We start from the raw sequence: 24098 nt of genomic DNA, 5'->3' as shown, positions 1-24098 counted from the left end.
CAATCGACGCTCGTTCATTCGCCGTCGAGGTCACGCCATGCATTCCGATCGTATCGCCCGTATCAGCCAGCAGATGGCCACCGTCACGCTGGGGTTCATCGTCGGCATGCTGGTGCTCAATGCCGCTTGCTGGATGTTTCCGTCGCTGAGCGCGGCCGATTCGGGGCCCGGTTTCGTATTCGGCCTGACAGACTCGGTGCTGTCGAACCTGCGTGTGGACGTTGCCGGATTCCCGTGGTGGCAGAAGGCGGTCGGCATCGTGTTGTCGAGCGTGCCGCTCGTCGCGCTCGCCAACGGTCTCCGGCATCTGCGCGCGCTGTTCCGCACGTATGCGCGGCGCGACTACTTCTCCGCACGGGCGGCCGGCCATCTCGGCAAGACGGGGCGCGCGATCGGGCTGTGGGTGTTGCTGAGCGTGGTGTGCGAGCCGCTCCTGAGCGTGTGGGCGACGCTGCGCGAACCGGTCGGCCATCGTGTGGTCAGCATCGGCTTCACGATGCCGTACGTGGTCGCGCTGTTCACGGCCGCATGCATTGCGGTGATCGCGCACATTCTCAGGCAGGCGAGCGAGCTCGACGCCGAGCATCGGCAATTCGTCTGAGGCGCGCGATGACGATCGTAGTCAAGCTCGATGTGATGCTCGCGACCCGCAAGGTCCGCTCGAAGGATCTGGCGGCGGCCGTCGGCATCACCGAACAGAACCTGTCGCTGCTCAAGCAGGGGAAGGTGAAGGGCATCCGCTTCGCGACGCTCGAGGCAATCTGCCGTTATCTCGACTGCCAGCCCGGCGACCTGCTCGCGTTCAGCGATGACGGCGGCGGCGAGGCCGACTGACGGATCGCGGCCGTGTCGCGCGCCCGCGCGGGTGCGGGGCTCCTCGCACGGCCGATGCTCGCACTGGATGCGGTGCGCGATACCGGCTGGCCAATGGCGAAGCGGGCGGCACGCGGAAAAAGCCGCTTGCCGCCCGCATCGTCACCTGCTCAGCGCGCAGGTGTCAGTTGCGCCATGGCCTCGCGCATGAACCCGAGCAGCGTCTCGTCGGTCCACGAGTCTTTCGTCAGCGACGGCTCGTTCATCAGCGCCTGGCGGAATTTCGCGTGCGTGGCCGGATCGCGGCCCGCATAGCTGCAGAACAGCTCGAGCCAGCGCTGCGCGAGCGCGCGGCCTTGCGGCGAATCGGGCTTGGCGCCCGCCTCGATCGCGGCGCGCACGTCGCCCATCAGTTGCGGCCATTCCATCGCGTGTTCGCCATAGTGCGCCCGCATGAAGCGGATCTCGTCCGGCGCGAGGTACTGCTCGAAGATCCGCATCTTCGTTTCCGACGCCGCGCGCAGCACATAGTCGCGCAGCGCGGTCGAAATGCCGATCTTCGACTGCATCGCCGGTTCGTGCTCGTGCATCAGGTTCAGCTTCGCCAGCAGCCGCGGATCGTTGTTCGTGTCGCGCACGAGCAGCGCCATCCAGCGCGCGGCGAGCGTACGGGTGCGCTCGTCCTCGGCGGGCACGCCCGCGTCGTGCAGCGCACGGACCTCGCCGATGAGCGCGATCCATTCCGCGTCGCCTGCCTGGCTTTTCCGGTACATCGGCATGCGCGCGAGTTCTTCCTCGGAAAAATATTTGTCGTACACGGTCATCAACTCCAGTGTGGTGAGCCAATCGGCCAGTTCCGGCTCGGTGCCCGCCATGAGCTGCGCATGCAGGTGCACGAGTCGCCCGCGCAGCTGCGCGGTCTGCGCGAGCTGGCGGTCGAGCAGCGCGATCTGCTTGGCGACGAGATCGACGAGCGGAGTGCCGGGCTGGTTCAGGTGATCGCCGATCTCGGTGAGCGACAGGCCGAAGCGGCGCAATGCCTGGATCTGGTGCAGCCGGGCGATGTCGTCGCGGTCGTACAGCCGGTAACCGTTGTCGGCGCGCGCCGAAGGCGTCAGCAGACCGATCGCGTGATAGTGATGAAGCGTACGGACGGTGAGCCCGCTGCGTTTCGCCAATTCTCCCACTTTCAGTCGCATTCGTTCCTCCGTTCGGTACGCACACTGGAGTCTCGAACGTTACGCTACGTGAGGGTCAAGCGGAAGTTCGACATTCGTCGACCGAACGCGCGCGGGGCGCCGCACGCGCGTCCGGTCGAAGAGGCAGGTTATTGCGCCGAAGGCGCCGTGCCGGGCGTGGCGGCCTGTGCCTGCTTGCCGGTGGCGCTGTCGCCGGCCGCGTTGCCGGCTTTGCCGGATGGGTTGCCGGTGTCGGCCGGCGGCGTGCCCATCGCCTGGTAAAGGCGTGCGGTATCCGCGAACCGTGCGCCGGTCGCGCGAATCTCGTCGAGCCGCGCATTGCGGTACTGCAGCTCGCTCGCGCGCGCGGCCGACGGCGGCAGCGCGCCGAGCCGCACGCGGGCAGCCGCGTCGTCGTATGCGCCGCGCGCGCAAAGCGCGGCACGGGACGACGCGTCGAGCGCTTCCGCATCGTGCTCGAGCGCGGCCAGCGAATCGGCGACGTTCTGGAACGCGCCGAGCACCGCCTGCTTGTACTGGTCGACCGCGGCCTCGTAGGTCGCCTTCGCCGCGCGACGCTGCGCAAGCAGGGCGCCGCCGTGGAAGATCGGCTGGCTCAGCGACGCGCCGACGTTCCAGATCGCGCCGGCGCCCGACAGCATCGTCGGCCAGCTGAACCCGCCTTGCCCCATCGCCGCCGACAGCGACAGTTGCGGGAACATCTGCGCGGTCGCGAGGCCTACTTCGGCCGCGGCGGCCTTCAGCCCCGCATCGGCCGCCTGGATGTCGGGGCGGCTTTTCAGCAGGTCCGACGGCACGACGACGGGCACCTGTTCGGGCAGGTGCAGATCGGCGAGCGTGAGGTCGGCCGGCGGCCGGTCGGGCGTGCGGCCGACCAGTACCGCGAGCGCATGGCGCGCCGAATCGCGTTGCTGGCGCAGCGCGGGCAGGCTCGCCGCGAACGTGTCCGCGCTTTGCCGTGCATTCAGCGCGTCGCTGTGCGACGCCGACCCGAGCGCGTAGCGGCGCTCGGCGTCGTGCGCCTGGTCGTTCGCGAGCGCGACGAGCCGCTCGGTCGTGTTGATCTGCGCGTTGAGCACCGACACGGTGATCGACGCGGTGACGATGTTCGCGGCCAGCGCGCGCCGCGCGGATTCGAGCTGGAACGCGCTGACGTCGACGCGTTTCGCGAGCGCGCGGTTCGCGAAGCGCGACGCGCCGAACAGGTCGATCGTGTAGCTCGCCTGCAGTTGCCCGACGAACGTGTCGTACAGCAGCGTCGGCGCGCCGAGCGCGGGAATCGGCACGCCGAGCGCGCGCTGGCGCGTGGCCTGGCCGCCCGCGTCGATCGACGGCAGCATCGAGCTGCCGATCTGTCCGCGCAGCTGTTCGCGCGCGGCATCCAGCGAATGCGACGCCGCACCGAGCGTCGGGCTGTTGCGCAGCCCTTCGTCGACGAGCGCGTTCAGCGCATCGGAGCGGTACTGTTTCCACCAGTCGGGCACCGGCTGCGCGCCGACTTCGAACTGTTGCGCGACGCCTTGCGCGGACACGGTCTGCTGGACTTGCGGCGCCGTGCCGTAGTGCGCGGGCGACGGCATCGCGGGCGGCTCGCCGCTCGGCGCGAACCACGCGCAGCCCGCGAGCGGGCCGGCGAGGCTCGCCACCGCGAGCGTCCGCACGGCTTTCGTTTTCAGGTTCATCGATCGATCCATGGTCAGGCTCCCGACGGCGCGGCCGGCGTGCTGCCGCCAGGCGGCGGGCCATCCTGCGGGTCGCGTTCGTCGCGCTTCACGCGGAACCACGTCGCGTACAGCGCGGGCAGGTAGAACAGCGTCAGCACGGTCGCGCTCGTGATGCCGCCCATCAGCGCGGTCGCCATCGGCCCGAAGAAGTTGGAACGCAGCAGCGGGATCAGCGCGAGCACGGCGGCCGCGGCCGTCAGCGTGATCGGGCGGAAGCGCCGCACGGTCGCGCCGATGATCGCGTCGATGCGGCCGTGGCCGACCGCGATGTCCTGCTCGATCTGGTCGACGAGGATCACCGAGTTGCGCATGATGATCCCGAACATCGCGATCACGCCAAGCATCGCGACGAAGCCGAACGGCTGGCCGAACAGCAGCAGCGTCGCGACCACGCCGATCAGCCCGAGCGGTGCGGTCAGCACGACCATCAGCACGCGCGAGAAGCTCTGCAGCTGGATCATCAGCAGCGTGAACACCGCGATCGCCATCAACGGCATCTGCGCGTTGATCGACTTCTGCGCCTTCGCGCTTTCCTCGACCGAGCCGCCGATGTTGATCTGATAGCCGACCGGCAGCTGCGCACGCAACGCGTTCAGCTTCGCGTCGACCGCGTGCGTGACGTCGATGCCCTGTGCGCCGGCACGGACGTCCGACTGCACGGTGATGGTCGGCTGGCGGTCGCGCTCCCACACGACGCCGTATTCGAGCGTCGGCTTGAAGCGGCCGAGCGAGCCGAGCGGCACGGGGCCGTTCGGCGTCGGCAGCGCGAGGCCCGCGAGCTTCGCCGGATCGACGCGGTCTGCCCGCGGCGCGCGCAGGTCGACCGCGATCAGCTTGTCGCGCTCGCGGTACTGCGTGACGGTCGTGCCGGACAGCGTCATCGCGAGGAAGCTCGACACGTCCTGCGACGTGACGTTCAGCTCGCGCGCCTTCTTCTGGTCGATCTCGAAGCGCACCGAGCGCTCGGCCGGCTCGTCCCAGTCGAACTGCACGTTGACCGTGCGCGCGTCGCCGCGCATCGTCGCCGCGACCTTCTCGGCGATCGAGCGGACCGTCGCGATGCTGTCGCCGCTTACGCGGAACTGCACCGGATAGCCGACCGGCGGGCCGTTCTCGAGCCGCGACAGGCGCCAGCGCACGGCGGGAAACTGGTCGCGCAGTGTGGTTTCGAGCCAGGTCGCGAGTTTCTCGCGATCCTCGACCGATTTCGCGGTGATCACGAACTGCGAGAAGTTCGGCAGTTGCAGCTGCTGGTCGAGCGGCAGGTAGAAGCGCGGCGCGCCGCTGCCGACGAAGTTCACCGAATGGTCGATCTCGGGGCGCTTGTCGATCACCTTCTCGAGGCGTTCGGTCTCGCGCAGCGTCGCCGCGAACGACGCGCCTTCGGGCAGCCGCAGGTCGACCAGCAGCTCGGGCCGGTCGGAGCTCGGGAAGAACTGCTGCGGCACCAGCGAGAAGCCCATCAGCGACACGACGAACAGCGCGCCCGTGATCAGCAGCACGACGTAGCGCCGCTCGATGCACCAGTCGATCCAGCCGCGCAGCCGCCGGTAGAAGCGCGTGTCGTAGATGTCGTGTTCGTGGTCGTCCGGCAGGTGCGCCTCGTGCGCGTGCCGCTTGCGCTCGGGCAGCAGGTGATAGCCGAGCAGCGGGATCAGCACGACGGCCGCGAACCACGATGCGATCAACGCGATCGCGGACACCTCGAAGATCGAGCGCGTGTATTCGCCGGTGCTCGACTTCGCGAGCGCGATCGGCAGGAAGCCCGACACGGTGACGAGCGTGCCCGTCAGCATCGGGAACGCGGTGCTCGTGTAGGCGAACGCGGCGGCGCGCGCACGGCTGTAGCCCTGTTCGAGCTTCACGGCCATCATCTCGACCGCGATGATCGCGTCGTCGACGAGCAGCCCGAGCGCCAGCACGAGCGTGCCGAGCGACACCTTGTGCAGCCCGATGTCGAACAGGTACATGAAGAGGGCGGTGACCGCGAGCACGACCGGAATCGAGATCACGACGACCATCCCGGTGCGCAGGCCGAGCGACACGAGGCTCACGACCAGCACGATCGCGACGGCTTCGGCGACGGCTTCGAGGAAGTCGTCGACCGAATGCGCGACCGCGTGCGGCATGCTCGACACGAGCGTCAGCTTGAGGCCGGCCGGCAGTTGCGCCTGCAGATCCTTCGATTCGGCGTCGAGCGCCTTGCCGAGCCGGATCACGTCGCCGCCCGGCTGCATCGTGACGCCGATGCCGAGCACGGCCTTGCCGTTCGCACGCATCTGCGTGACGGCCGGGTCGTCGTAGCCGCGCTTCACCGTCGCGAGATCGCCGAGCCGGAACGTGCGGCCGTTGATGCGGATCACCGTATCGGCGATCGCGTCGACGTTGTCGAACTGGCCGCTCGGCCGCACGAACACGCGATCGTCGGCGGTCGTCAGCACGCCGGCCGACGAGATGTCGTTCTGCGCGTTGATCGCCTGCCCGAGCTGCTGCGGCGAAATGCCGAGGCGCGTGAGCTGCGCGTTGTTCACCTCGATGAAGATCCGCTGGTCCGGGTCGCCGAAGTAGTCGACCTTGCCGACGCCCGGCACGCGCAGCAGCACGGTGCGCAACTGGTCTGCGTAGTCGTGCAGTTGCGCGGGCGTGAAGCCGTCGCCCTCGAGCGTCCAGATGTTGGTGTAGACGTCGCCGAATTCGTCGTTGAAGAACGGGCCCTGCACGCCGGGCGGCAGCGTATAGCCGATGTCGCCGACTTTCTTGCGGATCTGGTACCAGGTCTCGGGCACGTCCTTCACGGGCGCCGAATCCTTCATCGTGAAGAAGATCAGCGATTCGCCGGGGCGCGAATAGCTGCGCAGGAAGTCGATGGCCGGCGTTTCCTGCAGCTTGCGGCCGATCCGGTCGGTCACCTGTTCCTGCACCTGCCGCGCGCTCGCGCCGGGCCAGAACGTGCGGATCACCATCACGCGGAACGTGAACGGCGGATCTTCGGACTGGGCGAGCCGCGTGTACGCGAGGATGCCCGCGAGCGTCGCGAGCGCGATCAGGTAGACGACGAGCGCCTGGTGGCGCAGCGCCCATGCGGACAGGTTGAACCGGCCTTCTTCGTGGGAGACGCTCACGATGCGAAGTCCTCCGGATGCAGCGGCGCGATCGGGCGCACCTTCTCGCCGGCGCTGACCGTATGCACGCCCTGCAGCACCACGCGCTCGCCCGGCTGCAGCCCGTGCGACACGGTGACTGTGCGTTCGTTGAAGCGAGCGACGTCGACACGGCGCAACTCGAGCGTGTCGTCCTTCGTGCGCACGACCCACACGGCCGGTTGCGCGCCGTCATGGAACAGCGCGGTCGCGGGCAGCGTGATCGGCTGGGCGTCGCCGGCGGCCGGCGCGCCGTCGAGCGCGACGTTCGCGGTCATCCCGAGGCGGATCGCCGGATCGGGCGTGGCGAGCGTCAGCTTCACGCGATACGTGCGGCTTTGGGGATCGGCGGCCGGCGCGATTTCGCGCACCTTCGCGGCGAACTGGCGGCCCGGCAGCGACGGCAGCGTGACGGTGGCCGCATGGCCGGGCGCGAGCGATGCAAGGGCGGCCTCGGGCACGTCGCTGACCACGTCGACGTCGCCCGACCACGCGAGCTGGTAGACGGGCTGGCCGGCCGACACGTTCTGGCCGGTATCGGCCTGTTCGGCGGTGATGTAGCCCGCGTGATCGGCGACGAGCGTCGCGTAGCGGAGCTGGTTCTTCGCGAGCGCGAGCTGCTGCTGCGCCTGGTCGCGCTGCGCGAGCGCCGACGTGTAGCTGTTCTGGGTCTGTTCGAGCTGCGCGGTCGCGATCAGGTTTTCTTGCGCCTGCGCGCGATCGCGGTCGAGCTGCTGTTTCGCGAACGCGAGGCTGTGCGTCGCGGCGTCGAACTGCGCCTGCGCGCTCGCGGTGTTTTTCTCGGCGTCGGACGGATCGAGCAGTGCGACGACCTGGCCGACCTTGACCATATCGCCGAGGCGCACCTTGCGCTCGATGATCTTGCCGGCGATGCGGAACGACAGCGGGGTCGCATAGCGTGGCTGGATGTCGCCGGGCAGCGTGCGCGTGGCTGCGGCGGTATCGGCCTGCGCAGGCAGCGCGACGACGGGGCGCGGCGCGGGCGGCGCGGATTCTTTCGGATGACAGGCGGCAAGGACGAGCGCGGCGCCGATCAGCAGCGCGGCGCGGGAACCGGAGCGATTCACGAAACCCCCAGGTGAGGTGGAGCGGAACGAGGCCGGCAAGCGCGGCAGGCGCTTGCCCCCAGCGACGCCGGCACCGGCGCGCGGACAACATCTTTCGGAAACTGTGGCGGATTCTAATACACGCCTGTATCTGAATGCAAAGATGAATCCGAATGGGAAAGGGTGCTAGACTGCGCGCCATGAAACCACAGCGCTTAACTCGCGAGCAGAGCAGGGACCAGACGCGCGAACGTCTGTTGAAAGCCGCGCATCGCATTTTTCTGAAGAAAGGCTATGTGGCCGCGAGCGTCGAGGACATCGCGGCGGCGGCCGGCTATACGCGCGGCGCGTTCTACTCGAATTTCCGCAGCAAGTCGGACCTGTTGCTCGAGTTGCTGGAGCGGGATCACTCGGAGGTGCAGGCCGACTTCGAGGCGATTTTCGAAGGCGGCGGATCGCGCGAGCAGATGGAGTCGATGTCGCTCGCGTATTACCGCACGCTGTTTCGCGACGACGAATATTCGCTGCTGTGGGGCGAGGCGAAGCTGCAGGCGGCGCGCGACGCGAAGTTTCGCGTGCGCTTCAATCAGTTCCTGCACGGCAAGCGCGTGCAGATGGCCGAGTTCATCCAGCGCTTCTCCGAGCGGGCCGGCACGCCGCTCCTGCTGCCGGCCGACACGCTCGCGTTCGGGCTGATGTGCCTGTGCGACGGCGTGCAGTCGTACTACACGGCCGATCCGCAGCACGTATCGGCCGACGTGGCCGAGTCGGTGCTGGCGGGGTTCTTCGCACGGGTCGTGCTGGGGCGGGCGCCGGACTGAACCGTGCGGGCGGTAGGGCGGCGCGCGTCAGCGCTCGCCGGTCATCCGCCGGTACGCGTCGAGCAGCGACGTCTTGTAGACGACGCCCGCGAGCGTGGGCTCGGCTTCGCTTTCGATCACCGGCAGCCGTTCGCCCTGGAACGCCATGAAGCGCTCGAGCGCGGTCGCCAGCGGCATGTCGGGCGTGAGGAGCGGAAACGGCGTATGCGCGTAGTGCGCGGCCGTCTTGTCGGTCGTGTCGCGCTTGTCGAGCAGGTCCGACGTGATGTCCTTCAGCGCGACCGCGCCGCGGAAGCGCCCGGTTTCGTCGGTCACGTACAGGTACTTCACCGGATATTCGAGAAACACGCGCGTCATGTCGGCGACGCTCGCCGTGAGCGGCACGACCGTCTGCGCGGGCTGGATCAGCTCGCGCATCTGCGTGGTGCGCAGCCGCAGCCGCTCCTGCGCGTCCTGGTGGTGGTGCTGCGTGATCTCGTACATCGACGTCTTGCCCGTCGCGCGCGCGACGAAATACGCGAACACGCACGACACCAGCAGCGGCAGCACGACCTGGTAGCTCAGCGTCATCTCGAAGATCATCAGGATCGCCATCAGCGGCGCCTGCGTGGCGCCCGCCATGAAGGCGCCCATCCCGACGATGGCATACGCGAAATACGCGGACGTGTGGCCGGGCCACAGCGCTTCCATCGCGAGCCCGAACAGCGAGCCGAACACCGCGCCGACGAACAGCGTCGGCGTGAACACGCCGCCGACCGCGCCCGAGCCGGCCGTCGCGGCGGTCGCGATCACCTTGAACACGAGCACCGCGACGAGCGCCTGCCAGGTCCACGGCGAATGGAGGATGTGGTTCACGACGCTGTAGCCGTTGCCCCACACGTCCGGAATCCACACCGAGATCACGCCGACGACGAGGCCGCCGAGCGCGAGCCGCACGGGCAACGGCACCGCCAGCCGCTTGAACTGGTTCTTCGAGGCATCGAGCAGATGCAGGAACTGCGGCGCGAGCACGCCGCACAGCGCGCCGAGCACGACGAACAGCAGCACCTCGGGGCCCGTCACGGCCGGAAACACCGGCATCTCGTACGGCGGCCGGTAGCCGGCGAATTCGCGCATCACGATGTTCGCGACGACCGACGCGACGACCATCGGCCCGAAGCTTTCCATCGCGATCGTGCCGAGCACGATTTCCGACACGAAGAACGCGCCGGCGATCGGTGCGTTGTACGCGGACGTGATACCGGCTGCGGCCCCGCAGGCGACCAGCAGGCGCAGGCGCGGCGGGTCGAAGTGCGCGAAGCGGCCGACCAGCGATGCGGCGAGCGCCGCGAGCTGCACCATCGGGCCCTCGCGGCCGATCGAGCCGCCGCTGCCGATCGTCAGCAGCGACGACACGCTGCGCCACAGGCTCTGCCGGACCGGAACGATGCCGTTGCCGAGCGCGACCGATTCCATGTAGTCGGTCTTGGCGGCCTGCTTGTCGCCGCGGGTGGCGAGCAGCAGCACGCAGCCGGCGAGGAAGCCGCCTGCCGCCGGCATCCAGAACCGCACGTACCACGGCAGGCTTTTCGCCATCTGCACGAAGCTGCCGCTGCGCCCCGAGATCAGGTGCTGCATCAGGTCGATGCCTTCGCGGAACGCCATGGTGGCAAAGGCGCCGCCGACGCCCACGATGGCCGACCAGATCAGCATCGTGTGGGCGTCCGACAGGCGGAACAGCTTTTGGGCGCGAGTGCGCAGCTTCAGCAGGAACGAGAGCACGGCTGAAAGAGGGCGATGGAAAACGACGCGAAGCATAGCACTGCGCCGCGCCCGCGGGACCATCCCGTCGGGCGCGGCGCGCGAAGTATCACGGGCGGGCAGCTCAGCCAAGCCAGTGCTGCACGGCCCAGGTGATCCCGTAGCCGCCGGCGATCAGCCATACGTAAAGGATCAGGCCGGTCATCAGCGCCCGCGGGCCGGCTGCGCGGATCTGCGCGACACGCGTCTCGATGCCGAGTGCGGTCATCGCCATCGTCAGCGCGAAGGTATCGAGCACGTTCAGCGTATGCGTCGCGTCGGCGGGCAGCACGTTCAGCGAATTGACGATCACGAAGCCGAGGAAACCGAGCGCGAACCAGGGCACCGCCACCTTGCGTTTGCCTTGCGCGCCGCCGGCAGTCGCACGGGCCGAGCGGGCGAGCCACCAGCCGAGTACCAGCAGCACCGGGACCAGCAGCATCACGCGCGTCATCTTCACGATCGTCGCGATGTGCGCGACCTGCGGGCTGATGTCGCTCGCCGCGCCGACCACCTGCGCGACTTCGTGGATCGTGCCGCCGAAGAACAGGCCGAGGCCGGCCGGATCGAGGTTCAGCAGCCCGGCATGGTAGGCGACCGGATACAGGAACATCGACAGCGTGCCGAACAGCACGACGCTGCCCACGGCCATCGCGCTCTGGTGCGGCTTCGACTGCAGCGTCGATTCGAACGCGAGCACGGCGGCCGCGCCGCAGATCGCGCTGCCGGCGGCGGTCAGCAGCGCGGCGTCGCGGTCGAGCTTCATCAGCTTCATGCCGGCCCAGGTGCCGATCACGAGCGTGCTGACGACGACCAGCACCGATACCGTGAGGCCCGGCAGCCCGACCTGCGCGATTTCCTGCAGGCTCACGCGCAGCCCGAAGAAGGCGACCGCGATGCGCAGCAGCTTGCGTGCGGAGAAGTTGACGCCGGCCGCCCAGCTGGCCGGCATGCCGTCGCGCAGCGCGTTGCCGTACAGCGCGCCGGCGACGATGCCGACGATCAGCGGCGACAGGCCGAGCCCCGCGATCGCGGGAAGCTGGGACAGGCTGGTGACGGCGGCGGCGAACAGCGCGACGAACAGCACGCCGTTCAACTGGCCGCGCACCGACGGCGCGGCATGGCTGAGATGGGGAGTCGGAGCAGTGGACATGGAAGCACCGTAATGGAGCGTGTTGCGATGCTGTAATCCTAATTTTGTTATATCGATATGAAAAATTGTGATTTGTGACGTAAGCTATCCGGAAAGCCGATAATTTATCCCCATGACCCCGGATCAACTGATAACGTTCGCCGCCGTCGCCGAACACCTGAACATCAGCCACGCCGCCGTGGCGCTGCATCTGTCGCAGCCGGCCGTGTCGGGCCAGTTGCGGCTGCTGCAGGACGAATTCGGCGAGCCGCTGTATCAGCGCGACGGCCGCGGCATCCGCCTGACGCCGGTCGGCGAACAGCTCGCGCAGTATGCGAAGGCGCAGCGCGACACGTTCGCGCAGGCGCGGGCCTTTCGCGATGCGGTGCGCGGCCTCGAGGCCGGCACGCTGCGCATCGGCGCGAGCACGACGCCCGCGAGCTACCTGCTGCCGTACCTGATCGCGTCATTCCAGCCACGCGCGCCGCGCGTGTCGATCCAGACGATGAGCGGCAATACGGCCGACGTGGTGGCGGCGCTGCCGTCGCTCGACATCGCGCTGATCGAAGGGCCGCCCGGCGAGGCGCTGCCGCCCGGCACGGCCGTACATGCGTGGCACGAGGACGAGATTGTCGCGATCGTGCCGGCCGGCCACCCGCTCGCGGCACCCGGCTACGACGCGGGCGTGACGCTCGATGCGCTCGCCGTGCATCCGCTCGTGCTGCGCGAGGAGGGCTCCGGCGTGCGGCAGCTCGTCGAGCGCGCGTTCGCTCACGCAGGCGCGCCGATGCGCGTCGCGTTCGAGATCGCGGGGGTCGAAGCCGTGAAGGAAGCCGTGCGCGCCGGGATGGGGGTCGGATTCGTGTCCGCGATGTCGCTGCGTCACCAGGATGCGGCGCTCGTGCTCCGTTCGCTCGCGCCCGCGCCGCTCACGCGGCATTTCTCCATTCTCGTGCCGCACGGCGGCGCACCGTCGCGGGTCGCCGCGCAATTCCTCGAAATGAGTCTCGCGCAGGACCTCGCGTAGACCGCCGAAAGCCGGCCCGGGAACGCGCGTTGCGCGCCGTCGGGCGCGCATCCGCGCCGGCGCCCGGCCTTAGGGATTTCCTCTATGGCGTGGGCCTGACGCGAAGCGCAACATCCGTCTCAAGCAAATGGAACCGGTTCCATTCCAGTGGAGAAGGGCAAAATGGCAGACATCGTGATCGTGGCGAGCGCATTCGGGATGGACCGGGTGCGTCAGGACAGCCACAGCGCCTTCGTCGCGACCGTGGCGGCATCCGGCGCGACCGGCTTCGAGGTGCGGCGCGAACTGTTCGCGTCGGACGACGACGCGAGCGCCGGCGCGCTGGCCGCGCTCGGCGCGCAGATCGCCGGCCACGGGTTGTGGTCGGTCTATTCGACACCGGCCACGCTGTATACGGAAACGGGTGCGCTCGACGCAGCAGCATTGCGCGACACGCTCGCGGAAGCCGATGCACTGGGCGCGCGCTTCGTGAAATTCCAGCTCGGCGGCTTCGCCGGCGACGCGCACGCGGCCGATATCGTCGCGCTGTCGCGCGGCGCGCGGGCCCGCGTGGTGGTCGAGAACGGCCAGCTGCCCGTCGGCGGCGCGTTCGCGCAGTTCCGCGGGCTGTTCGATGCGCTGGCGCAAGCGGGCATGCCCGACGCGCTCGGCATGACGTTCGACATCGGCAACTGGCAGTGGCCCGGTGAGGCGCCGCTTGATTGCGCGCAAGTGCTCGCGCCGCATGTGGAATACATTCATTGCAAGGCCGTCGAAGGCGAGGGCGCGCGCCGTTTCGCCGCCGCGCCGGCGCCGAACGATCCGCTCGTGACCGGCGTGCTCGCGGCGCTGCCGCAGCATGCGCCGCGCGGCATCGAGTTTCCGTTCGACGCAGCCGACCTGGCAGGCGACGCATGCCGCCGCGTCGCGTGGCTCGCGACCGCGTGACGGCAGAAGGATCCCGAGGAGTTCACTCATGAAAACAGCACTCGATGTCGTGACCTACGGTGAAGCGATGGCGATGTTCGTCGCGACCGAGCCCGGCCATCTCGCGCACGCGGGGCAATTCACGAAGCGGATCGCGGGCGCCGACCTGAACGTCGCGATCGGCCTGTCGCGGCTCGGCTTCCGGGTCGGCTGGATGAGCCGCGTCGGCCGCGATTCATTCGGCGGCTATGTGCTCGACACGCTGGCGCGCGAGGGCATCGACGCGTCGTGCGTGACCGTCGATCCGCGTTACCCGACCGGTTTCCAGCTGAAGTCGCGCAACGACGACGGCAGCGATCCGACCGTCGAATATTTCCGCAAGGGCTCGGCCGCGAGCCACCTGTCGTGCGACGACTACGTGGCCGACTACGTGCTCGGCGCGCGCCACCTGCACCTGACGGGCGTCGCGCCCGCCATCTCGGCGACCTCGTGCGAGCTTGCGTTCCAGCTTGCGCGCGAGATGCGCGCGGCCGGCAAGACGATCTCGTTCGACCCGAACCTGCGCCCGACGCTGTGGCCGTCCGCCGACGTGATGGCGAAGACGTTGAATGCGCTCGCGACGCTCGCCGACTGGGTGCTGCCGGGCCTCGCCGAAGGGCGACAGCTGACCGGGCACGACACGCCGGCCGACATCGCGGGCTTCTATCTCGCGCAGGGTGCGCGCGGCGTCGTGATCAAGCTCGGCGCGGAAGGCGCATATTTCCGCACGGCCGACGGCCGTGAAGGTATCGTTGCCGGCGAGCGGGTCGAACGCGTCGTCGATACGGTCGGCGCCGGCGACGGCTTCGCGGTCGGCGTGGTCAGCGCGCTGCTGGAAGGGCGCAGCGTCGAGCAGGCCGTCGCGCGCGGCAACCGGATCGGTGCGTTCGCGATCCAGGTGATCGGCGATTCGGAAGGGTTGCCGACGCGTGAAGCCCTCGATCGTGTCGAAAATGTCAGCAATCGCGCCGATCGCTTAGAGGAAACCGTCACCGCGCAATGAGAGGCCGGACACGGCACAATCCGCGGATTCATTTTTAGTCGTTTTGTTCGAAGCCGGGCCGGCGCCGAAGCGCCATCTCCGGTCGACCCCCTTGAACGATGGGACCGGACCAGGCGCCACGGCGCCGATGCCGGTCGACATACGGAGACACGCTCATGGCAGCCAATCTCGCAGCCCGACGCTGGTGGACGATCATGCCGATCGTCTTCATCACGTACAGCCTCGCTTACCTCGACCGCGCGAACTACGGGTTCGCGGCGGCGGCCGGCATCAACCAGGACCTCGGGATCAGCAAGGGCCTGTCGTCGCTGATCGGTGCGCTGTTCTTCCTCGGCTACTTCTTCTTCCAGATCCCGGGTGCGATCTATGCGGAACGCCGCAGCGTGAAGAAGCTCGTGTTCGTCAGCCTGATCCTGTGGGGCGGCTGCGCGGCGCTCACGGGTGTGGTCAGCAACATCCCGTCGCTGATGGCGATCCGGTTCGCGCTCGGCGTCGTCGAGGCGGCCGTGATGCCGGCGATGCTGATCTACATCAGCAACTGGTTCACGAAGAACGAACGCTCGCGCGCAAACACGTTCCTGATCCTCGGCAACCCGGTCACCGTGCTGTGGATGTCGATCGTGTCGGGTTATCTCGTGCATGAATTCGGCTGGCGCCACATGTTCATCGCCGAAGGCGTGCCGGCCGTCATCTGGGCCGTGTGCTGGTGGTTCCTCGTGCAGGACAAGCCGGCCGATTCGCCGTGGCTCACCGCACAGGAAAAGCGCGATCTCGACGCCGCGCTCGCGGCCGAGCAGGCGGCAATCAAGCCGATGCGCAACTATGGCGAGGCATTCCGTTCGCCGGCCGTGATCAAGCTGTGCGCGCAGTACTTCTGCTGGAGCATCGGCGTGTACGGCTTCGTGCTGTGGTTGCCGTCGATCGTCAAGAACGGCTCCGACCTCGGGATGGTTGCGACCGGCTGGCTGTCCGCGCTGCCGTATCTCGCGGCAACGATCGCGATGGTCGCCGCGTCGTGGGCGTCCGACAAGGTCGGCTCGCGCCGCGGCTTCGTGTGGCCGTTCCTGCTGATCGGGGCAGCCGCGTTCGCCGCGTCGTACGCGCTCGGCTCGTCGCATTTCTGGATCTCGTATGCGCTGCTGGTCGTCGCGGGCGCCGCGATGTATGCGCCGTACGGCCCGTTCTTCGCGATCGTGCCGGAGCTGCTGCCGAAGAACGTCGCAGGCGGTGCAATGGCGCTGATCAACAGCATGGGCGCGCTCGGCTCGTTCGTCGGCTCGTACTTCGTCGGCTACCTGAACGGTGCGACCGGCTCGCCCGTCGCGTCCTATGCATTCATGAGCGCCGCGCTGGTTGCCGCGGTGATCCTCACGCTGTCCGTCAAACCCCAGGCGCGCGATGCGCATCCGCTCGCTGCGCCGCTGCAAGGAAAATGAAACGATGAAGCCCCGTATCGTCGCGTACAAGCCGCTGCCCGATGACGTGCTCGCGTACCTGCGCGAGCATGCGGACGTCGTGCAGGCCGACGGCGCCGACGCACTCGCCGCTGCGCTCGGCGACGCGGACGGCGCGATCGGCGCGAGCCTGAAGGTCACGCCGCAGATGCTCGACCGCGCGCCGCGGCTGAAGGCGTGGTCGACGATTTCGGTCGGCTACGACAATTTCGACGTCGCCGATTTCACGCGGCGCGGCATCGTGCTCGCGCATACGCCGGACGTGCTGACCGAGTCGACCGCCGATACGGTGTTTTCGCTGATCCTGGCGTCCGCGCGGCGCGTGGTCGAGCTGGCCGAGTGGGTGAAGGCCGGCCACTGGCATCGCAGCATCGGCCCCGACCTGTACGGTACCGACGTACAGGGCAAGACGCTCGGCATCGTCGGGCTCGGGCGGATCGGCGGCGCGGTCGCGCGCCGCGCGGCGCTCGGCTTCCGGATGCAGGTGCTGTACGCGAACCGGTCCGCGCATGCGGAAGCCGAGACGCAGTACGGCGCACGGCGCGTGACGCTCGACGAACTGCTCGCGCAGTCGGATTTCGTGTGCCTGCAGGTACCGCTATCGCCGCAGACGCACCACCTGATCGGCGCACCCGAATTCGCGAAGATGAAGCGCGGCGCGATCCTGATCAACGCATCGCGCGGGCCTGTCATCGACGAAGCGGCGCTGGTCGATGCGCTGCGCGCGGGCACGATCCGCGGCGCCGGGCTCGACGTGTTCGAGCAGGAGCCGCTGCCGGCCGATTCGCCGCTGCTGCAGATGAAGAACGTCGTCGCGCTGCCGCATATCGGTTCGGCGACGCACGAGACGCGTCACGCGATGGCGCGCTGCGCCGCGGAAAATCTGGTCGGCGCGCTGGCCGGCACGCTGCGCACGAATCTCGTCAATCCGGATGCGCTCGCACACGCGTGACCCGCGGCGTTAGAGTCGATGATCTTGGTGCCGGAGGGCTGGCTGCGTTATGATCGCCCGCGCGTCGCATCGACGGTCCGGCCATGTTGCCGGCGGCGTCGGGCGACGGGCATGCGCGCCAGGTCCGGTGCGTCCGACTGTCGTCGACGCCGAGGCGCGAACGCTGATCGACCGCGAAGCACGGGATCAGCGTAAGCGCCGAAGCACCAACGCTGTTCGACAGGGGAGTTCGCCGGGTGGCTTACGTTTCCAACAACAAAGATCCGTCTGCTCACGAAGCGGCGCGGATCGTACGTCGCGAGGCACGACAGTGACCGATTCGCAACCTTCCACGACGCGTCCGGCGACGATCAGCGACGTCGCGCGCGAGGCCGGCACGGGCAAGACCAGCGTTTCGCGCTACCTGAACGGCGAGACGCACGTGCTGTCAGTCGATCTGCGCCAGCGGATCGAAGCGGCGATCGCGCGGCTCAACTACCGGCCGAACCAGATGGCGCGCGGGCTCAAGCGCGGCCGCAACCGGCTGCTCGGCATGCTCGCCGCCGACCTGACCAATCCTTACACCGTCGAAGTGCTGCAGGGCGTCGAGGCCGCGTGTCATGCGCTCGGCTACATGCCGCTCATCTGCCACGCGGCGAACGAGGTCGAGATGGAGCGCCGCTTCCTGCAGCTGCTCACGACCTACCGTGTCGAAGGGCTGATCGTCAACGCGCTCGGCGCCGAGGAAGACGTGCTGCGCCCGTTGCGCGGCGCGGGCATCCCGGCCGTGCTCGTCGACCGGACGGTCGAGGGTTTCGAGGCCGACCTGATCGGCCTCGACAACGCGGACGCGATCGAGATGGCGCTCGCCCACCTGGTCGAACACGGTTTCGATGCAATCCATTTCGTCGTGCAGCCGTTCGAGCGCGTCAGCTCGCGACGGGTGCGCGAGGCCGCGTTCCGCGCGGCGCTGGAGGCGCGCGGGTTGCCGGTGCCGTCGACGATCGTGCTCGACCTGAACGAGCCCGACGCGGTTGCGGCGGCGCTCGTCGACGTCGACGCGCGTCTCGACGATGCGGCCCGGCGCGGCGTGCGCGCGGCGTTGTTCGCCGCGAATGCGCCGGTCGCGCTGGCGATCGCGCGCCACCTGCGTGCGCGGTTCGGCACCGCGTGGCAGCAGAAGGTAGCGCTGCTGTCGATCGACGATCCGGAATGGGCCGAGCTGATCGGCATCACGACGATCCGTCAGCCGACCTACGAAATCGGCTACAAGGCCGTCGAATTCGTGCACGAGCGGATCGACGGCGCGGCGGGCGACGTGCGCGTCGCGATGCTGCCCGGCGAGCTGATTGCGCGCGCGTCGACCGCAAGCTGAGTATCATTCGGGGCACGCAGCGCGTCAGGTGCGCTGCCCCGAACAAGGAAATACATGACTGTCGCTCCCGTCACGCTGGCGCTGCTGATCGCCGCCACGCTGATCATCGCGCTGCTGCCGCTCGTCCTCTACCGCATCCTGCGCAAGCCGCTTGCGCTCAATCGCCGCGACACGATCGTCGGCGTCGCCGTCTTCACGCTGTTTGCCATGATCCTCGAGCGCGCGTTCCACGGGCTCGTGCTGAGCCGTACGCCCGAGGACGGCTGGCTGACGCAGCCGCTCGCGTTCGTTGCGTACGGCGCGCTCGCGACGGCTGTCTTCGAGGAGGTCGGCCGTTATCTCGGGATGCGTTTCCTGAACCGCCGCTACGGCGAGTCGGCCGGCGACGCTCGCGGAATCGGCTACGGGATCGGTCACGGCGCCGCCGAAGCGTGGTTCGTCGGCGTGCTCGTGTGGGGGCAGTGGTCGTATCTCGCGTGGCTCGCGAGCCGCGGCCAGCTCGAGACACAGCTGTCCGACCTGCCGGTCGACACCGTGGTGCGGCTGCACATGATGCTCGCGACGCTGTCGGCACAGTCGATCCTGCTGCTGCTCCTCGAACGCTGCGCGGCATTCGCGGTGCAAATCGCGCTGTCGGTGCTGGTCTGGCGCGGCGTGCGCGCCGGCCGCGCGACCGTGTTGCCGCTCGCGATCGTGCTGCACGCGCTCGCGGCGACGCCGACGCTGCTGTACCAGGTGCGCGTGCTGCCGGCCGCATGGGTCGAGGCCGCGTATTTCGTGCTGGCCGCGGTCCTGATCGTCGTGCTGGTGAAGACGTGCCGGCCGTCGCGTGCGGCGGCCTGACGGGAGAGGCGGAATGGACGACTATCTGATCGAATGCCAGAGCGCGGAATTCGACGCGCTCGCGCGCGTGATCTGCGATCTCTTTCCGGAGCAGACGCGCTTCGCCGAAAGCAGCGACGCGCGCGGGCGCTTCCTGTTCGTGCACTGGCTCGCGATGCGCTTCGGCGCGACGCCGAAGCGGATGACGCTCGCTATCCGCATCGTGCCGGCGGCGCTCGCGCGCTATCTGGCGCTCAAGCCGATGCAGCGTGCGCGCAGCCATGCGGTGCTGCACGCCTATACGGAAGCGATGCTCGGGTCGCTCGAGGAGCGGCACGCGGCCGGCGAGGCCGTCGAGCGCGACGCGGAACTCGAGCTGGACGAAGACTTCGCGTGAGCAAGGGCGCCGGCATCGTGCCGGCGCGGCGCATTACGCGTCGCGGTAGACCTGCGCGAAACGCTGCGCCTGCACGACACCGTAGTCGCCGGGTGCGTACTGCATGACCCAGTCGCCGGCGACGCCGCGCAGCGTGTCGCCGTTTTCCGAGCGGGCGATCGTAAACGGCTCGTCCATCCGGCGGGCGAGCACGATGGCCGGCCGGTTCCGGTAGGCGCCCGGTGCGCCGTGCGCGAGTGCCGGATCGGCGGGCAGGTATTTGGCGTCGAAGCGCGCGCGCGACACGACCCAGCGGTCGCCGGTCGATCCGGTGATCAATGCGTCGCCCGCCGCATAGCGGTTCGGGCCTTCGAGGCTCATCAGTTCGCCGTCGGCATCCGCGAAGGAAACGGCGACGGTTTCGTCCTTGACGACGCGACGGGCCTGCGGATCGGTACGCAGATCGAGTTGCTTGAGTTCGAGCATGGCGGGAAGTGCGGGAAAGCTGGAAAAGCCCGGAGCTTATCCCGAATTCGGCGCGCCGTGTGGCGCGCCGATCGCCGGCAGAGGCGCGGCGCCGTTAGGCCCGGGTGGCAGCACGGCGCCGGCGGGGAGGGCGTCAGGGCTGGGCGGGGGCGCTCGCGGCCGGCGCGGCTGCCGCCTTGCCTTCCTTGCCCTTCGCCTTGCCCTTGCGGTGCTCGCCGCCATGGTGCAGCCAGCTGCGGAACGTCGTGTCGGCCAGCGCCTTCTGCTCGGCCGGGAAGCTCTCGTAGAGCGGCGCGAATGCGTCGGCAAGCTTCTTCGCGCCGTCGGCGTTCGCCTGCGACAGGTCCGCATACTGCTTCATGTCGTCGAGCGCTGACACGTCGTGCTTGGCCATCCGTTCCTTGTAGAGGCGGCCCATCGTTTCGCCGTTGTCGCGCATCGTGTCGGCGAACGTCTTCCATTGCGGTTCCTGCGCCGACGTGATCTTCAACTGGTCGTGCAGGTACTTGATGCGCTGCTCGACGCGCGCTTCGTGGCGTGCCGTGCGCTGTTCGGCGCTCGGTGCCGATGCTGCAGCCGTCATGGCCTGGGCGGGCGCTTGCGGCTGCGCCGGGGTTTGCGCGAAGGCGCTGGCTGCAACGGCGAGCGTAGCGAGGGTGAGCGAGATTTTCTTCATGGTTGGCTCTCCGGGGTGGTGTCGTGCGAGCGGGCGCGGCGGCAACTGCCGCAAGCGCGCATCTCGCGTCGCCCGCTATTAGTAGCACGTTGCGTGCAGTGCGGCAGTGAATGCGACACTTGCTTACATCCGATACGAATCGAAATTGAAAGGTTCGGATCGGATTCCGGCGATGCCGTTTGGGCAGGCCGGGGTTCGGCGCTATCATCGCGTCACCTTTCACTCAGCCGGCGCGTCGCGCGCCGGCCCAGGCTCATGCGTCCACCCCGCCTCGACCAGCTCGACGATCTCGACCGGCAACTCGTCGCACTGCTGCAAGCCGATGCGCGCGCCAGCGTCGCGGATCTCGCGCGCCAGCTCGACGTCGCGCGCACGACGGTCGTCGCACGCATCGCGCGGCTCGAACGCACCAACGTGATCGCCGGATACAGCGTCCGGCTCGGGCAGGACGTGCTCGACGCGAGTATTTACGCGTACGTCGGCATCATCCTCACGCCGAAGTTCGGCAAGGACGTATTGCGCAAGCTCGACCGGATGCCGGAAGTCCAGCTGCTGTGCGCGGTGAGCGGCGAGTACGACTACGTCGCGTGGCTGCGCGCCGATTCGCCCGAACGGCTGAACGACCTGCTCGACCAGATCGGCACGCTCGAAGGCGTCGAGCGCACGACGACATCGATCATCCTGTCGCGCAAGATCGATCGCGGGACGATCGGCGGCTGACGTTCCGGTGCGCCTGTCGTCGGGTCAGCCGTCGGTGCGGCGGCCGGACTGCGCCGCGCCGGGCAGCCTTGCAAGCGGAATCCGCACCGCTACGCGCAACCCGCGCGACGCCTGTTCGTCCGCATACGCGAGCGCGATGTCGGCACCCATCCGGTCCGCGAGAATCTTCACGATCGACAGGCCAAGCCCGGAGCCGATCTGCACGTTGCCGGGCACGCGGTAGAACGGATCGAACACGCGCTCGCGTTCGTGCGGCGCAATGCCGGGCCCGCTATCGGCGATCGTCACGCACGCATGCGTATCGGTGCGTTGCGTGGACAGATCCACGCGCCCGCCGGACGGCGTGTAGCGGATCGCGTTGTCGACCAGGTTCATGACCAGCGATGCGAGCTCGAGCTCGTCGACGGGCACCTGTGTGTCCGGGCCGTCTTCGATGCCGATATCGATCGTCTTCGCGTCGGCGAGCGGCATCAGGTCTTCCAGTACGCGGCGGTAGATCGCATGGACCGACACGGCGCCGGGCGGGGCGGCCGGTGCGCTTTGCGCCCGGGCCAGCGCGAGGAGCTGCCCGATCAGGTGGCGGCTGCGGTCGAGCCCGCCGCGCAGCGCGGCGAGCCGCGCGCGCGCATCGTCCGGCAGGTCGGTGTCGGCCAGGCGTTCGGCCTGCAGCGACATCGCGGTGAGCGGCGAGCGCAGCTCGTGCGCGGCATCGGCGACGAAGCGGCGCTGCGCGTCGACCGATTGCGCGACGCGCGCGAGCATCCGGTTGATCGCGACGACGAACGGCCGCACCTCGACCGGCACGTGCTCTGCCGGCACCGGGCGCAGGTCGTGGTCGTCGCGTGCGTCGATGCCGGCGGACAGCACGGCCACCGGCCGGAACAGCTTGCGCACGAGATCGGCGACGAGCAGCAGCAGGATCGGCACGAGGATCAGGAGCGGCAGCGCGGTGCGCCACGCGCTTTCGCGGGCGACGTCGTCGCGCATGCCGGCGTCCTGCGCGACCGCGATCCGCTTGCCGTTCGCGAACGTATGGACCATCACGCGATACTCGCTGCCACCGGCATCGATCGTATGCAGCCCGTCGGCGAGCGTCGGGGGCAGCGCGAGCCGCGGTGTGCCGTCGGCGCCCGGTTGCGGCGTATCGCCTAGCGGCTGCACGATCACGCGCGACAGTTCGTCGCTTTCATGCGCAGGCCCGGCGCCGGCGGCACGGGGCGAGGGGGTGCGCTGATGGTCGAGCAGCGTCGCGACCTCGCGCAGTACATCGTCCTGGAATTCGTGCGCTTCGTCGAACGCCGACGAAAACGCGAATGCCGCCGCGGCCGTCGCGACGACGAGGATCGCTGCCGACAGCGCGACCGACAGCCGAAACCCGATCGATTCGTTCAGGCGTTTCTTGAAACCATCCATCCCGCCCCCCTGACGTTCTTGATCACGGCGCTGCCGAGCTTGCGGCGCAGCGAGTGGATCAGGAATTCGACCGCGTTGCTTTCGACTTCTTCTCCCCAGCCGTACAGGCGATCCTCGAGCTCGCGTCGCGACAGGATTGCACCGGGGCGCACCAGCAGCGCACGCAACAGCGAGAACTCGCGGTTCGACAGCGCGACCGGTGCCTGCCCGTCGACGGCCGCTTCGCGCGTGGCCGGGTCGAGCGACACGATTCCGTTGCTCAGCAGCGGTGCGGCCGAACCGGCGCGGCGCCGGATCGCGACGCGAATTCGCGCGAGCAGCTCGGCCATCTCGAACGGTTTCACGATGTAGTCGTCGGCGCCGCCGTCGAGCCCGCGCAGGCGATCGTCGAGGCCGTCGCGCGCGGTGACGATCAGCAGCGGCGCGCCGGCGTCCTTCGCGCGGATGCCGGCCAGCACGTCGAGCCCGTCGCGGCCGGGCAGCCCGAGGTCGAGCAGGATCAGGTCATAGGGCTGTGCGGCGAACGCGGTCAGCGCGTGCCGGCCGTCGGTGACCCAGTCGGTGGCGTACGACGCGTCCTTCAGCGCGGCATGGACGGCCTCGCCGATCATCGGGTCGTCCTCGACGAGCAGTATTCGCATGCGTGTGTTCTCCGTGCCGCGCGGTCGCCGCCAGCGTATGCGATTCCCGGGCGCGCGTCACGTGCGGCGCGCCCGGCATATCGCCCGTCCGCGCTTACTTGCCGCTGAACCGGTCGAAAGCCGCGAGCAGGTTCTTCATCGCCGCGGCCGAATCCGCCTGGGTCGGATGGGCGGCGCGCAGCGCGGAGAGTGCGCGGTCGATTTCCCCGTCGACCATGTGCCAGTCGGCGGCCGCGCGCGGCTTGAGACCGGCTTCGGCCGAATCCCACGCGATCTCCAGATCCTTGATGCGCGTTTTCGCGCCGGGCAGGTCGCCCTTGGCGACGAGCGTGTTCACGTCGGCGGCGATCGCGCGGAACTGCGACAGGTCGCCGAGCTTCGACGCGCGGGGCGCGGCAGACGATGCCGCGGCAACGGCGGGCACCGACGTCGATGCGTTCGCTTCCTGCTGCTTCGAGCAGCCGGCGGCGATGCCGAGCGCGGCGAGTGCGGCGGAGACAACGACGAGACGGGAAACGGAATACGGGGTGCGCATGGCATGTCCTCGATTCGAT

General features: G+C 68.8%; 23 protein-coding genes. 12 read left to right on the top strand and 11 right to left on the bottom strand.

The features are described 5' to 3' along the window. Positions 1–37: 37 nt before the first annotated feature. Positions 38–601 carry a DUF2975 domain-containing protein gene (locus AC5LXK_RS09270; RefSeq protein ID WP_493388588.1) on the top strand — a complete coding sequence of 188 codons (564 nt, stop codon included), beginning with the start codon at positions 38–40 and terminating at the stop codon, positions 599–601. A gap of 8 nt (positions 602–609) precedes the next feature. Further along, positions 610–834, top strand: a complete 225-nt coding sequence (locus tag AC5LXK_RS09265) for a helix-turn-helix domain-containing protein (RefSeq protein ID WP_493388587.1) — start codon at positions 610–612, stop codon at positions 832–834. A 149-nt stretch (positions 835–983) separates the two neighbouring features. Here the strand turns inward: AC5LXK_RS09265 and AC5LXK_RS09260 are convergent, their stop codons facing one another. The 4 genes from AC5LXK_RS09260 to AC5LXK_RS09245 all read right to left on the bottom strand — a co-directional run bounded on the left by AC5LXK_RS09260 (position 984) and on the right by AC5LXK_RS09245 (position 7964). Next, complete coding sequence (locus AC5LXK_RS09260; RefSeq protein WP_493388586.1) at positions 984–2012, bottom strand: MerR family transcriptional regulator; 1029 nt, start codon at positions 2010–2012, stop codon at positions 984–986. A 128-nt stretch (positions 2013–2140) separates the two neighbouring features. Beyond that, positions 2141–3706: an efflux transporter outer membrane subunit gene (locus AC5LXK_RS09255; RefSeq protein ID WP_493388585.1), complete on the bottom strand. Its 1566-nt coding sequence runs from the start codon at positions 3704–3706 to the stop codon at positions 2141–2143. Between the two features lie 2 nt (positions 3707–3708). Continuing rightward, on the bottom strand, positions 3709–6858 hold the full coding sequence (locus AC5LXK_RS09250; protein ID WP_493388584.1) for an efflux RND transporter permease subunit: 3150 nt from the start codon (positions 6856–6858) through the stop codon (positions 3709–3711). Beyond that, positions 6855–7964, bottom strand: a complete 1110-nt coding sequence (locus tag AC5LXK_RS09245) for an efflux RND transporter periplasmic adaptor subunit (protein ID WP_493388583.1) — start codon at positions 7962–7964, stop codon at positions 6855–6857. The genes AC5LXK_RS09250 and AC5LXK_RS09245 overlap by 4 nt, the downstream gene beginning before the upstream one ends. A gap of 179 nt (positions 7965–8143) precedes the next feature. Here AC5LXK_RS09245 and AC5LXK_RS09240 point away from each other — a divergent pair, with 179 nt between their 5' ends. Beyond that, positions 8144–8764 (top strand): TetR/AcrR family transcriptional regulator, encoded by a 621-nt coding sequence (locus tag AC5LXK_RS09240; protein ID WP_493388582.1) that lies wholly within the window; start codon positions 8144–8146, stop codon positions 8762–8764. A gap of 27 nt (positions 8765–8791) precedes the next feature. On the opposite strand, the gene AC5LXK_RS09235 is transcribed toward AC5LXK_RS09240, so the two are convergent. Both AC5LXK_RS09235 and AC5LXK_RS09230 read right to left on the bottom strand, forming a co-directional pair. After that, entirely contained in the window at positions 8792–10525 is a 1734-nt protein-coding gene (locus AC5LXK_RS09235) for a ClcB-like voltage-gated chloride channel protein (protein WP_493391211.1), read from the bottom strand. A 103-nt stretch (positions 10526–10628) separates the two neighbouring features. Continuing rightward, entirely contained in the window at positions 10629–11696 is a 1068-nt protein-coding gene (locus AC5LXK_RS09230; RefSeq protein WP_493388581.1) for a YeiH family protein, read from the bottom strand. 112 nt (positions 11697–11808) lie between these two features. Between AC5LXK_RS09230 and AC5LXK_RS09225 the strand changes: the two genes are divergently transcribed. The 8 genes from AC5LXK_RS09225 (at position 11809) to AC5LXK_RS09190 (ending at position 19629) form a co-directional block, all read left to right on the top strand. After that, positions 11809–12702, top strand: coding sequence for a LysR family transcriptional regulator (locus tag AC5LXK_RS09225; RefSeq protein WP_493388580.1), 894 nt, complete (start codon positions 11809–11811; stop codon positions 12700–12702). Positions 12703–12864: 162 nt separating this feature from the next. Next, the gene (locus AC5LXK_RS09220; RefSeq protein ID WP_493388579.1) at positions 12865–13629 is read left to right on the top strand and encodes a sugar phosphate isomerase/epimerase; all 765 of its coding nucleotides are present in this window, start codon (positions 12865–12867) and stop codon (positions 13627–13629) included. A gap of 28 nt (positions 13630–13657) precedes the next feature. After that, positions 13658–14650, top strand: coding sequence for a sugar kinase (locus AC5LXK_RS09215; protein ID WP_493388578.1), 993 nt, complete (start codon positions 13658–13660; stop codon positions 14648–14650). A 155-nt stretch (positions 14651–14805) separates the two neighbouring features. Continuing rightward, positions 14806–16086, top strand: coding sequence for an MFS transporter (locus tag AC5LXK_RS09210; RefSeq protein ID WP_493388577.1), 1281 nt, complete (start codon positions 14806–14808; stop codon positions 16084–16086). A 4-nt stretch (positions 16087–16090) separates the two neighbouring features. Next, positions 16091–17056: an NAD(P)-dependent oxidoreductase gene (locus AC5LXK_RS09205; RefSeq protein ID WP_493388576.1), complete on the top strand. Its 966-nt coding sequence runs from the start codon at positions 16091–16093 to the stop codon at positions 17054–17056. Positions 17057–17366: 310 nt separating this feature from the next. Further along, positions 17367–18410 carry a LacI family DNA-binding transcriptional regulator gene (locus tag AC5LXK_RS09200; protein ID WP_493388575.1) on the top strand — a complete coding sequence of 348 codons (1044 nt, stop codon included), beginning with the start codon at positions 17367–17369 and terminating at the stop codon, positions 18408–18410. 54 nt (positions 18411–18464) lie between these two features. Further along, positions 18465–19253 carry a YhfC family intramembrane metalloprotease gene (locus AC5LXK_RS09195; protein WP_493388574.1) on the top strand — a complete coding sequence of 263 codons (789 nt, stop codon included), beginning with the start codon at positions 18465–18467 and terminating at the stop codon, positions 19251–19253. A 13-nt stretch (positions 19254–19266) separates the two neighbouring features. Beyond that, a complete protein-coding gene (locus AC5LXK_RS09190) occupies positions 19267–19629 on the top strand; it encodes a DUF3022 domain-containing protein (RefSeq protein WP_282505073.1) in 363 nt (120 codons plus the stop codon). A 33-nt stretch (positions 19630–19662) separates the two neighbouring features. On the opposite strand, the gene AC5LXK_RS09185 is transcribed toward AC5LXK_RS09190, so the two are convergent. Both AC5LXK_RS09185 and AC5LXK_RS09180 read right to left on the bottom strand, forming a co-directional pair. Beyond that, the gene (locus AC5LXK_RS09185; protein WP_493388573.1) at positions 19663–20094 is read right to left on the bottom strand and encodes a PGDYG domain-containing protein; all 432 of its coding nucleotides are present in this window, start codon (positions 20092–20094) and stop codon (positions 19663–19665) included. Positions 20095–20227: 133 nt separating this feature from the next. After that, positions 20228–20770, bottom strand: coding sequence for a Spy/CpxP family protein refolding chaperone (locus tag AC5LXK_RS09180; protein ID WP_493388572.1), 543 nt, complete (start codon positions 20768–20770; stop codon positions 20228–20230). A gap of 255 nt (positions 20771–21025) precedes the next feature. Here AC5LXK_RS09180 and AC5LXK_RS09175 point away from each other — a divergent pair, with 255 nt between their 5' ends. After that, entirely contained in the window at positions 21026–21490 is a 465-nt protein-coding gene (locus AC5LXK_RS09175; protein ID WP_006481526.1) for an Lrp/AsnC family transcriptional regulator, read from the top strand. 24 nt (positions 21491–21514) lie between these two features. Here AC5LXK_RS09175 and AC5LXK_RS09170 read toward each other — a convergent pair whose 3' ends face one another. The 3 genes from AC5LXK_RS09170 to AC5LXK_RS09160 form a co-directional block, all read right to left on the bottom strand. Then, positions 21515–22903 (bottom strand): sensor histidine kinase, encoded by a 1389-nt coding sequence (locus AC5LXK_RS09170; RefSeq protein ID WP_493388571.1) that lies wholly within the window; start codon positions 22901–22903, stop codon positions 21515–21517. Further along, a complete protein-coding gene (locus AC5LXK_RS09165; protein ID WP_493388570.1) occupies positions 22879–23544 on the bottom strand; it encodes a response regulator in 666 nt (221 codons plus the stop codon). Before AC5LXK_RS09165 ends, AC5LXK_RS09170 begins: the two co-directional genes overlap by 25 nt. 94 nt (positions 23545–23638) lie before the next feature. Then, positions 23639–24079, bottom strand: a complete 441-nt coding sequence (locus AC5LXK_RS09160) for a hypothetical protein (protein ID WP_493388569.1) — start codon at positions 24077–24079, stop codon at positions 23639–23641. Positions 24080–24098 lie beyond the last annotated feature (19 nt).

The organism is Burkholderia pulmonis (assembly GCF_984667975.1).
Note: the sequence above shows the minus strand (reverse complement) of the source record. Positions and strands in the feature narration are given on the sequence as shown.